The following is an 11,428-nucleotide window of genomic DNA, read 5'->3' on the forward strand; positions in this document are numbered from 1 at the left end:
AAGAAACCAATGAAAACAGATTTTCGCTTTCGTATTGGCAGTGTGACGAAAACGTTCATTGCAACAGTTCTACTTCAATTATCTGGAGAGAATCGTTTGAATTTAGACGACTCCATTGAAAAATGGTTGCCTGGTGTCATTCAAGGAAACGGATATGATGGTAACCAGATTACGATCCGGCAAATATTGAATCATACAAGTGGTATTGCTGACTATATGAATTCAAAAGACTTCGATATTATGGATACAAAAAAATCGTATACGGCTGAAGAATTTGTAAAGATGGGGATTTCACTTCCCCCAGAATTTGCCCCAGGAAAGGGTTGGTCTTATTCAAACACAGGGTACGTATTACTGGGAATCCTTATTGAAAAAGTAACTGGCAACAGCTATGCGGAAGAGATTGAAAATCGGATTATTGAACCGCTTGATTTGTCAAATACATTTCTACCTGGTAATTCAAGCGTAATTCCAGGCACGAAGCATGCCCGTGGCTATATCCAACTAGACGGAGCAAGTGAGCTAAAAGACGTTACGTATATTAACCCAGGTAGCTCGGATGGGGATATGATTTCTACTGCTGACGATTTAAATAAATTCTTTTCATACTTACTCAGTGGTAAATTGCTGAAGGAACAGCAGCTAAATCAAATGCTTACTACAGTTCCTACAGATAGAGAAGGAACGGGATATGGTCTTGGAATCGTTGAATTTAAGCTTCCGAATGGTGCCTCGGTATGGGGACATAGAGGTAGTGTTCTAGGGTTTTCCACTTTTGTTGGTGGAACACTTGGAGGCAAACATACATTGGCCGTCAATTTGAACAGCTTTAACTTTAGTAATCCTGATCCTTTTAAAAGTATTTTACTTGCTGAATTTAGGAAGTAGGCAAAAAGGCGAAATGGATAAGTTTTGTCATAGGTTTATAGTTTAAAATATATCATTTTGGTGCAAAAAACAACTTGCTCTAAAAAATTTAATACTCGTAATTAAGTATGAAAGAACGCTATCGTTTTAAGAAAATATTTCAGGAGGGTTTTATGAAAAAGAAAATGATTACTGCACTTGGTGTTTCTGCTATAATACTGACTAATTTTGTAGGAAGTACTTATGCAGACTCGAAAACAGGAGTTTCTGTTACAGCTCCCTTCAATAAAAATCAAATAGCGGAATGGCTAGAAATGCACGCGAAGCCTTTAAAAACAACGAATCCTAATTCACCTTTTAATGATTTAAAACCACTTAAGAATATGGTAGGTTCAGCTTCAATTGTAGGTTTAGGTGAAGCTACGCATGGGGCTCATGAAGTTTTTACGATGAAAAACCGTATTGTGAATTATTTAGTATCTGAAAAGGGCTTTACCAACCTAGTTTTAGAAGAGGGGTGGGACAGAGCTTTAGAACTTGATCGATATGTTCTTACTGGTGAGGGAAATCCAAGCCAACATCTATCACCTGTATTTAAGACGAAAGAAATGTTAGATTTACTTGATTGGATTCGGCAATATAATGCTAATCCAAAACATAAATCTAAAGTGCGTATCATCGGGATGGACATTCAATCAGTAAACGAGAATGTTTATAGTAATATAATAGAATATATTAAAAGAACCAATTCAAAACTTGTGCCGAGGATAGAAGAGAAGATAAAAGGTCTTATTCCTGTAACAAAGGATATGAATACTTTTGAAAGCCTTACGAAAGAAGAAAAAGAAAAGTATATTTCAGATGCTAAACAAATTAGTGCTTTATTAGAGGGAAATAAAAGTTATTTAAATGGGAAATCTAAAGAGTTCGCATGGATAAAACAAAATGCTCGTATTATTGAACAGTTTACTACAATGTTAACGTCACCTCCTGATAAACCATCTGATTTATATTTGAAACATGATATTGCAATGTATGAAAATGCGAAGTGGACTGAAGAACATTTAGGAAAAGCTATTGTATGGGGGCATAATGGCCACGTTTCGAAAAAAAATATGCTTCCTTTTGTATACCCTAAAGTAGCTGGGCAGTATTTAGCAGAGTATTATGGAAAACGGTACGTATCTATTGGAACATCAGTTTATGAAGGACAATACAATGTCAAGAATAGCGATGGTGAATTTGGCCCATATGGAATATTAAAATCGGATGATCCAAACAGTTATAACTACATCTTTGGACAAGTTAAAAAAGATCAATTTTTTATTGATTTACGTAAGGCAAACGGCGTGACAAAAACTTGGTTGAACGAACAACATCCAATTTTCGCTGGAGTAACTACCGAAGGGCCTGATATACCAAAAACAGTTGATATATCATTAGGTAAAGCGTTTGATATACTTGTTCAAATTCAAAAAGTGAGTCCATCTCAACTACATCAATAAATTTAGAATAATGTACCTTAATGAAGTGTAGTGTTAAGTGTCAATAGAGTTGTTTGAATATGTCAGTTAGGTTATTTTCATTAAAGAATTATTAAATGGAATAAATGTTTTTAAATTAGAGACGATGTGGGATAGAAGCACAGTATCATCAAGTTAACAAAATAAAATTCTACCTAAAATGAAAAAATACGCTATTCTTTCTATAGAATCATAAGAAAGGATGGCGTTTTTTGATCTAATCTATTACTACAATTTGCTCACGAAATTTAAAACTTTTTGTCCCCTAACACCTTACGAAATCTTACTAAAAATGTTGAGTTTGTACAACAAACCACATACTTATTAAGCTAAAGAACAAGTTACTCAAAAACTAGAAAAAGAGTGTGTTTTGAAACGGATATTATGTAAATTTACCGAACGGAAAAGCTATATATAGTATGTAAATGAAATGGAATGAGGGGATTTATTTTTTGTTGTGAAAAAAATTTTCTTTTTATAACTTGATAAATGAAAAAATATTTTATATACTGATTTATGTAAACGGTTTACTAAATCGTATTTTGCTAGAAATGAAGGGAAGATTCGCATGGAAACAAGGGGGAGAGTAATCGGGATTGATATCGGTACCACAAGTATAAAAACGGTTGTGTTCACAGAAAAAGGAAAAGTCATTGCATCACATGCAATCGATTACCCAATTATTCAACCGAATGTAGGATGGGCTGAGCAAGATCCTGATGTAATATGTGCCGCTGTATATAAAAGTGTAAGCGTTGCCATTGAAAAAGGTAATGTATTACCAGAAGATATTTCTTCAATCGGTATTAGTACGGCTATGCACGCATTAATTGCAGTAGATGAAAACGGTGCGCCGTTAACGCGCTCTATTATTTGGGCAGATAATCGTAGTACGAAACAAGCGGAAGATTTATTACAACATATGAATGGGCATGACATTTATAGACGAACGGGTACACCAATTCATCCGATGTCGCCGCTATCTAAATTGTTATGGATGAAAGAAGAGGAGCCAGAATTATATAAAAGTGCTTATAAATTTATTTCTATTAAAGAGTATGTGATTTACCAATTATTTTCACGCTACGTAGTTGATTATTCTATTGCCTCTGCTACAGGATTATTCAATTTAGAAACGCTAAATTGGGATGTTGATGTGTTGGAAATGTTAAATATTTCTTCAGAACAATTATCAACTCCAGTACCAACTACATATATTTTATCGGGTATGAAACGAGAAATAGCACAAAAGATGGGTATTCGTGAAGATACTCCAGTTGTTATTGGTGCAAGTGATGGTGTTCTTGCGAATGTAGGCGTTGGGGCAATATCGCCTGGTTCAGCTGCGATTACGATTGGAACGAGTGGTGCAGTTCGAACAATTTCATCTAGTGTTAATACAGATGAAAAAGGAAGAACGTTTTGTTATGCATTAACAGACGAGCACTGGGTAATCGGCGGACCAACGAATAACGGTGGCATATTATTGAGATGGTTACGTGATGAATTTGGTAGTCCAGAGCAAGAAGTTGCAAGAAAACTTGGCATTGATCCGTATGATTTATTAATTAAATATGCGGAAAGTGTACCAGCTGGAGCGGGTGGATTGCTATTTTTACCATTTTTATCTGGAGAGCGTGCACCGTACTGGAATGCAAATGCTCGTGGTACATTTTTTGGAATAAACCTTCAGCATAAACGAGAACATTTTATACGTGCAGTCATGGAAGGTGTTTGTATGAGCGTATATTCTGTTGCACTCGCAATCAGGGATTGTACAGGTCCACTTACTGAAATACGCGTTTCAGGAGGTTTTGCGAAATCTGCATTTTGGAGACAAATGTTATCCGATATGATGGGAAAAGAATTGCTTGTTCCTGAAAGTCATGAAGCATCTGCGCTTGGGGCAGCAGCAGTTGCTTTATATGCTGTAGGAAAAATTGATTCTCTTGAAGAGGTAAAGGATTGGATTGATATCGTTCATCATCATGTACCGAATAAAGAAAATACGGCTATATATTTAGAAATGTTTTATATGTATGAACGACTTTACAATCGCTTGAAAGAAGAATTTGATTGTATAGCTGCTTTCCAACGTAAACAATAGGGGGATTGGGAGAAATGGTAGTTGGAATCGTACTAGCGGCAGTTGTCATACTACTTTTACTTATTACAGTAGTAAAATGGCATCCATTTGTCGCATTAATTTTAACAGCAATTGGTGTAGGACTAGCAATGGGAATGCCATTGATTGGAACTTCACCAAAAGATCCAGGGATTATCGATTCTATTAAACTAGGGCTTGGTAATACGTTAGGGTTTTTAGCGATAGTATTAGCATTAGGAACGATGCTTGGAAAAATGATGGCCGAATCTGGCGGTGCTGAACGAATTGCTAACACATTAATTGATCGTTTTGGGAAGAAACGTGTTCACTGGGCAATGATGTTCGTTGCATTTTTAGTAGGGATTCCAGTGTTTTTCCAGGTTGGATTTGTACTGTTAATTCCATTAGTATTTACAATTGCGTTAGAAACAGGGGTATCACTTATTACAATCGGTATACCACTAGTAGCAGGTTTATCTGTTGTACACGGACTCGTTCCGCCACATCCAGCAGCGATGGCAGCAGTAGGTATTTTTAAAGCAGATGTAGGGAAGACAATTTTATATGCTTTAATCGTCGGACTTCCAACTGCAATCATTTCAGGTCCGCTTTACGGGAAATGGATTGGTGCTCGTATACATAAAGAAGTACCATTAGATATAGCGGAGCAATTTATTGAAAGAGATAAGAAGAAGGAGCTTCCTAGTTTCGGAAATACATTGTTTACAATTTTACTTCCAGTATTTCTAATGCTAGGTGCATCAATTGCGGAAGTCGCGCTAAACAAAACAAGTCAACTTGCACAAGTATTGCACTTTATTGGAGATCCAATCGTCGCGTTATTAATTGCAACGATATACTCTTTCTTTAGTCTTGGTTATGCAAAAGGTTTCTCAAAGGATAAAGTATTACAATTTACAAACGATTGCCTTGGGCCTATTGCGAACATACTGTTAGTTATTGGTGCAGGCGGCGCATTTAATAAAGTATTATTAGATTCTGGAATTGGAACGACAATTGCAGAAATGGCGAAAGAATCTCATATTTCACCGATATTATTAGGCTGGGGAATTGCGGCACTTATCCGAATTGCAACTGGATCGGCAACTGTTTCTATGATGACAGCAGCTGGTATTGTGGCGCCGATTGCAGCAAGTATACCAGGTGTAAATGTTGAATTATTAGCACTTGCAACTGGTGCAGGGTCATTAATTTTATCACACGTGAATGATTCAGGATTTTGGATGATTAAAGAGTATTTCGGAATGACTGTGAAAGAAACATTATTAACATGGACTGCAATGGAGACTATATTATCTGTAGTAGCACTTGGGCTAATTTCGATATTAAATATATTTGTATAGAATAGGAGATTGATTAATATGAAACTAGGTTTAATTGGATTAGGAAAAATGGGATTCCCATTAGCTGAACACTTATATGAAGACAAGCATGAAGTAGTTGTATACGATGTAAATAAAGAGCTTGTTGAAAAGGCAGGAAAACTAGGAATTACTGCACGTCATACATTAAAAGAAATGATTGCTGAACTAGAAGCCCCTCGTACAATTTGGGTAATGGTACCTGCGGGAGAAGTTGTTGAATCAGTATTAAAAGATGTATATCCATTATTAGAGGAAGGCGATATCGTTATTGAAGGCGGAAATTCATTCTATAAAGATACATTACGCCGTGCTGAAGAAGCGAAAAGCTTTGGTTTACATTACGTTGATATCGGTACATCAGGTGGTGTAGAAGGAGCTAGATACGGAGCTTGCTTAATGGTTGGTGGAGAAAAAGAAATTTACGATCAATTAGAACCTTTATTTAAAGATTTAGCAGTAGAGAATGGGTATTCTTATGCAGGCCGCGTCGGAAGTGGTCATTTCTTAAAAATGGTTCATAACGGCATTGAGTACGGCATGATGCAAGCAATTGCTGAAGGATTTGAAGTGTTAGATAAAAGTGATTTTGATTTCAATTATGAAGATGTTGCAAAAGTATGGGCAAACGGATCGGTTATCCGCGGTTGGTTAATGGACTTAACTGAAAAGGCATTTGCAGATGATCCAAAACTGGATGGTATTAAAGGTGTGATGAACTCTTCAGGAGAAGGGAAATGGACTGTGGAAACAGCACTTGAACTGCAAGCAGCAGCACCGGTAATCGCAATGTCATTATTTATGCGTTACCGTTCTCAAGAAGATGATACATTCCACGGAAAAGTAGTTTCAGCTCTTCGTAATCAGTTCGGTGGACATGAAGTTGTGAAAAAATAGAAAATGATTTTTGAGAAGAAACTTGTGCAAAGGCGCAAGTTTCTTTTTTTAGTGTAAGAAATCTCTACTTTAAAAATACCAATCATTGTTTATTTGTACTGATTGTATCAAATATATAGTGCAGCATGAAAGATGTCCTAACATAAAAGTAAGAATAAATAAAATGAAGTTTTCATAAATAGTAAAAGGATGATTATGTCATCAGTGTAGCTATGAAATGGTGTTACATATGAATAGAACGTGTTAATAAAATATGAGGTGGTTAAATGGGAAATGAGCAAGTGAAGAATGCAGGGGAAGAAAAAAAGTTATGTCTTTGTATGATTGTTAAAAACGAGTCTAGAATTATGGAAAGATGTTTAAATGCTACAAAATCAATTGTAGATTTTGTTTCTATTTGTGATACGGGATCAACTGATCATACACCTGAAATTATTGAAAATTGGTGTAAAGAAAATGAAATCCCTGGAACAGTACATCATGAACCATTTAAAAACTTTGGTTATAACAGAAGTTTAGCAGTGTCATTGGCACAAAAAACATATCCGGAAGCAGATTATTTATTAATATTAGATGCAGATATGATATTAGAAGTTGATCCCGAGTTTGATAAGACTAGTTTAACGGAAGACCATTATCTTACATTGCAATATGATATTCATATTAAGTATTGGCTTACACGCCTTCTAAAAGCTTCTTTACCATGGAAGTCTGTCGGTGTTACTCATGAGTATTGGGATATAGATCGCTCCAAGGTTGGCGCGAATTATAATACGAGGGTAGCTAGGTTAGAAACGCTTGTCGTTAACGATCCTGGGGATGGTGGTAGTAAAGCTGATAAATTTGAGAGAGATGAGAGGTTGTTGTTACAAGGATTGAGTGATCCAGAAACAACGCCAGATTTGCATATAAGATATTTATTTTATTTAGCCCAAACTTATTTTCATTTAAGTCAATTTGAAGATTCGATTAAATGGTATAAAAAACGGGTGGAAGCAGGTGGATGGGTTGAAGAGGTGTTCTATTCGTTATTGCGAATAGGATTTTGTTATGAACAATTAGCAAACCGTTCAGCAAATAAACAATATGAAGTAACAGAAGCGGATGAAAAAGAAAATGCTAAGATGCAAGAAGAGCAATATACAGCATTAGCTATTTTTTATTTTCAAAAAGCGTGGGAATATAGACCAACTCGAGCTGAGCCATTATACCAACTTGCAAGAATGTATCGATTAAAATCTCAAAATAATATTGCCTTGATGTATGCGTTGCAAGGGAAGGAAATTCCTTTTCCAAAAAATGATCTTCTATTTGTAGATTATCATGTGTATGATTACTTATTTGACTATGAGATTTCTATAAGTGCTTTTTATATACCACATAAAAAGCATTTAGGTGCTGTATCACAAAAATTTTTGGAATCGAAAAAAGAAGAGCTACCGTTGCATATAGCAAATATGGTTGAAAGTAATGCGAAATTTTATTAAATACAATTTCGGTTAAAGGAGTAGTGGAGTAATAATGGAATTAATACGATGGGCGCTAGAGTTAGGGGAAGCTGTGCATGGAAATACGTATGAAGAATTGATGCCACTACTAGATTATTATTATGATCGTGATCATTTAAAAGCGTATTGTATCGCAACTCTTCTTTTAGACATGGACGTAGCAGAAGAGCATCGGGAAAAAATCGAATTAAGAAGGTGCATTGCTGCTTATTATGCCGGAATGTATAAAGTAGCAAAAAAACATGCAAGGGAGCTTTTACTTAAATATCCGGATGTGGATTTATATAAAAATAATTTAAGACTAATGGAAGCTTATTTGAATAAAGAATATGATTATTGTCTTTTTATATGCCCAAAGACGTATGGTAGCTTTATAGATGTCGCGCGAGCGTTGAAATGGCGATTGGAGCAAGAGGGAAATACTGCAATCATATCAGAAACAATATTAGAAAATGTGAAAAATACAATTGTTTTTGGAGCGCATACATATGCACATAACCCGAATTTACTTCCGAAAAATGCGATTATTTATAATTTAGAACAGCTATATGAAGGAAGTCCTTATGCGCATCCCCTTTATTTAATGTTATTAAAAGATAAGGAAGTTTGGGATTATAGTAAACAAAATATAGAATGGTTAAAACAAAAAGGAGTTGGAAAAGAAATAAAACATGTGGAAATGAACTATGCTCCAACTCTAAAAATAAAAAAAGATGCGTTTGATGAAGAGTTAATTGAAGACATTGATATACTGTTTATAGGTGCTCTTAACCCAAGGCGGCAAGCTATTTTTAACCAATTAAAAGCAGTCGCTCCGCATTTAAATATTGTTTTTAAAAATAATGCGTGGGGAATTGTTAAAAATGAGTTAATTGCCAGGTCTAAAATTATATTAAATATTCATTTTTACTTATCGGGCATTCTTGAAACTCCTCGAGTTTCTTATGCAGTGGCAAATAAGAAATTTATTATTTCGGAAAATAGTAATCCTGAGGACGAGATAGAGTGGCCGGGAATTGTATTTACTCCGTACGAAAAAATAATAGAAAACGTTATGACATATATAGAATTACCGGAAGAACGTATGAAATTAGCAGAAGAAGCGTATAACCATTTTGAAGCGAAAGGAAGCATAGATAGACTGAGCCATAAAGGAGGAGAAAAGTAATTGTGAAGAACTCATACTTTCGTATGAGTTCTTTTTTTGTTTATCATACTATTTTATCAAGCTAATTCCCTCTTTATATTGTGTTTTGTATAGAAATTTCTGATAATATATAAGTATAACTTGAAAACAAAGGGGAGAAATGATTATGAAACTAGTCGTTATTAACGGTACGCCAAGAAAATTCGGTAGAACTCGTGTGGTGGCAAAATATATTGCTGACCAATTTGAAGGGGAGTTATACGATTTGGCAGTAGAGGAATTGCCTTTATATAATGGGGAAGAATCACAACGTGAATTAGAAGTGGTAAAAAAATTAAAGGCGTTAGTGAAAGCGGCAGACGGTGTAGTACTATGTACACCTGAATATCATAATGCAATGAGTGGAGCGCTAAAAAATTCGTTAGATTACTTAAGCAGTAGTGAATTCGTCCATAAACCTGTCGCATTACTTGCAGTTGCCGGGGGCGGTAAAGGTGGAATTAACGCATTAAACAGTATGCGCACTGTTGCTAGAGGGGTATACGCAAATGCAATCCCAAAACAAGTTGTACTTGATGGACTTCATGTACAAGACGGTGAACTGGGAGAAGATGCAAAACCATTAATTCATGATTTAGTTAAAGAATTAAAAGCATATATGGGCGTATATAAAGAGGTAAAAAAACAACTAGGAGTTGAGTGATATGTCATCTCTGTATAAAGATTCACGCTTGTATTTCATACTAGGGGCCAATAGTCTATCAGCTATTGGTTCCGGCATTGTAATGATAACGATTCCATGGCTGTTAATTAAAGAGAGTGGGGGAGAGACAACGTTTGGTTATGTATCTATCATCTCAACTCTTATTATGTTTTTATTAACACCGTTTATCGGGCAAAGTATTGATCGTTTTTCAAGAAAATCTTTATTATTATGTAATGAAGGTATTGGAATAGTTGTTATAGGAATGATGGCAATATGGGGATTTACTGGGCAACCCTATCATTCTATTCACTATATTCTTATATATATAGCTGGATCGTTTTACTATTTATTATTTTATCCTACAATATTTGCGTTCAACCAAGAGATATTTCAAGCAGAACATTATAAAAATTTAAGTGGAACAATGGAAATACAAGGACAATTAACGCAAGTTATTTCAGGAGCTGTTGCTAGCTTTCTTATTGAAATTATTTCTTTAAAATGGATTTTGTTAGTAGATATGTTAACTTTTGTAGGAGCCTTCGTACTTTTCTTATGTATACCGTATGTAAAGAAAAAGGAAGTGAAAAGAAAAGTAACATTTAAGAAGCAATTGTTCGAAGGGATTCACTTTATGCAAAAGCGTCCTAAGTTCTTTTGGTTTTTACTTGCGACTTATATGCCGTTTATCGGTGTTATGATGGCAAATTATTTAATCCCGGTATATATTTCAGATATATTAAAAGCCAGTGCTTCTGTATACGCAATAGAAGGTATGATGTATGGTGTCGGAGCGGTTCTTGCCGGAATTAGTATTCCAATTATGATGAAATATGTCAAAATAGAAACTTCAATCGTCATGACGATGCTCACATATGTAATTTCAATTACCGTAATGATTGTTGAACTTTCCGTAATGTTGTTATATGCACTTGCAATTTTTCATGCAATGGGAAATGCAGGTACAAGAGTGGCGAGAAATGTATTAATGATGGAGGAAATTCCAAACGAAGTAATGGGAAGAGTGGATAGCTTATTTCGGTTAATTGGCACGGGAATTCGAATTGTATTGTTAATGTTGTTTACAGCTGGTGTTTCTAAAGTAGGTGTCATGGTACCGTTTTATTTACTAAGTTTCATATTGATCCTTTCGTTAGGAATTGCTATAAACTATGTAATCTCAAAACGTAAATTCGAAGCGAGTGTTTCTAATAAATCGATCGTTTAAAAAACACTTCTGCCTTCCTTTCTTTTTCTATATAATAAAAAGAAAGGGTAACTAACTGTTACG

The 11,428-nt window shown here is 35.1% G+C and carries 9 protein-coding genes; all 9 read left to right on the top strand.

Going from position 1 to position 11,428, the window contains the following annotated elements; all coding sequences use genetic code 11:
- Positions 1–888: serine hydrolase domain-containing protein (locus COL05_RS23485; RefSeq protein WP_257152595.1), on the top strand; the 888-nt coding region annotated here is incomplete at its 5' end.
- A 152-nt stretch (positions 889–1,040) separates the two neighbouring features.
- Positions 1,041–2,372, top strand: a complete 1,332-nt coding sequence (locus COL05_RS23490; protein WP_098670336.1) for an erythromycin esterase family protein — start codon at positions 1,041–1,043, stop codon at positions 2,370–2,372.
- A 586-nt stretch (positions 2,373–2,958) separates the two neighbouring features.
- On the top strand, positions 2,959–4,497 hold the full coding sequence (gntK, locus tag COL05_RS23495) for a gluconokinase (RefSeq protein ID WP_098670337.1): 1,539 nt from the start codon (positions 2,959–2,961) through the stop codon (positions 4,495–4,497).
- A gap of 14 nt (positions 4,498–4,511) precedes the next feature.
- The gene (locus tag COL05_RS23500) at positions 4,512–5,861 is read left to right on the top strand and encodes a GntP family permease (protein WP_142337632.1); all 1,350 of its coding nucleotides are present in this window, start codon (positions 4,512–4,514) and stop codon (positions 5,859–5,861) included.
- 18 nt (positions 5,862–5,879) lie between these two features.
- Entirely contained in the window at positions 5,880–6,776 is an 897-nt protein-coding gene (gene gnd, locus COL05_RS23505; protein ID WP_098670339.1) for a phosphogluconate dehydrogenase (NAD(+)-dependent, decarboxylating), read from the top strand.
- Between the two features lie 266 nt (positions 6,777–7,042).
- Positions 7,043–8,263, top strand: a complete 1,221-nt coding sequence (locus COL05_RS23510) for a tetratricopeptide repeat-containing glycosyltransferase (RefSeq protein WP_098670340.1) — start codon at positions 7,043–7,045, stop codon at positions 8,261–8,263.
- Positions 8,264–8,297: 34 nt separating this feature from the next.
- Positions 8,298–9,452, top strand: a complete 1,155-nt coding sequence (locus COL05_RS23515) for a CgeB family protein (protein ID WP_098670341.1) — start codon at positions 8,298–8,300, stop codon at positions 9,450–9,452.
- Positions 9,453–9,597: 145 nt separating this feature from the next.
- Positions 9,598–10,134 (top strand): NADPH-dependent FMN reductase, encoded by a 537-nt coding sequence (locus COL05_RS23520; protein ID WP_098670342.1) that lies wholly within the window; start codon positions 9,598–9,600, stop codon positions 10,132–10,134.
- A 1-nt stretch (position 10,135) separates the two neighbouring features.
- Positions 10,136–11,365, top strand: a complete 1,230-nt coding sequence (locus tag COL05_RS23525; protein WP_098670343.1) for an MFS transporter — start codon at positions 10,136–10,138, stop codon at positions 11,363–11,365.
- Positions 11,366–11,428 lie beyond the last annotated feature (63 nt).

It is taken from the genome of Bacillus sp. AFS059628, assembly GCF_002571225.1.
GTDB lineage: Bacteria > Bacillota > Bacilli > Bacillales > Bacillaceae_G > Bacillus_A.

Coding starts and splice junctions, on each gene's coding strand:
- COL05_RS23490 (WP_098670336.1), top strand. CDS start 1,041: ATGAAAAAGAAAATGATTACTGCACTTGGTGTTTCTGCTATAATACTG.
- gntK (WP_098670337.1), top strand. CDS start 2,959: ATGGAAACAAGGGGGAGAGTAATCGGGATTGATATCGGTACCACAAGT.
- COL05_RS23500 (WP_142337632.1), top strand. CDS start 4,512: ATGGTAGTTGGAATCGTACTAGCGGCAGTTGTCATACTACTTTTACTT.
- gnd (WP_098670339.1), top strand. CDS start 5,880: ATGAAACTAGGTTTAATTGGATTAGGAAAAATGGGATTCCCATTAGCT.
- COL05_RS23510 (WP_098670340.1), top strand. CDS start 7,043: ATGGGAAATGAGCAAGTGAAGAATGCAGGGGAAGAAAAAAAGTTATGT.
- COL05_RS23515 (WP_098670341.1), top strand. CDS start 8,298: ATGGAATTAATACGATGGGCGCTAGAGTTAGGGGAAGCTGTGCATGGA.
- COL05_RS23520 (WP_098670342.1), top strand. CDS start 9,598: ATGAAACTAGTCGTTATTAACGGTACGCCAAGAAAATTCGGTAGAACT.
- COL05_RS23525 (WP_098670343.1), top strand. CDS start 10,136: ATGTCATCTCTGTATAAAGATTCACGCTTGTATTTCATACTAGGGGCC.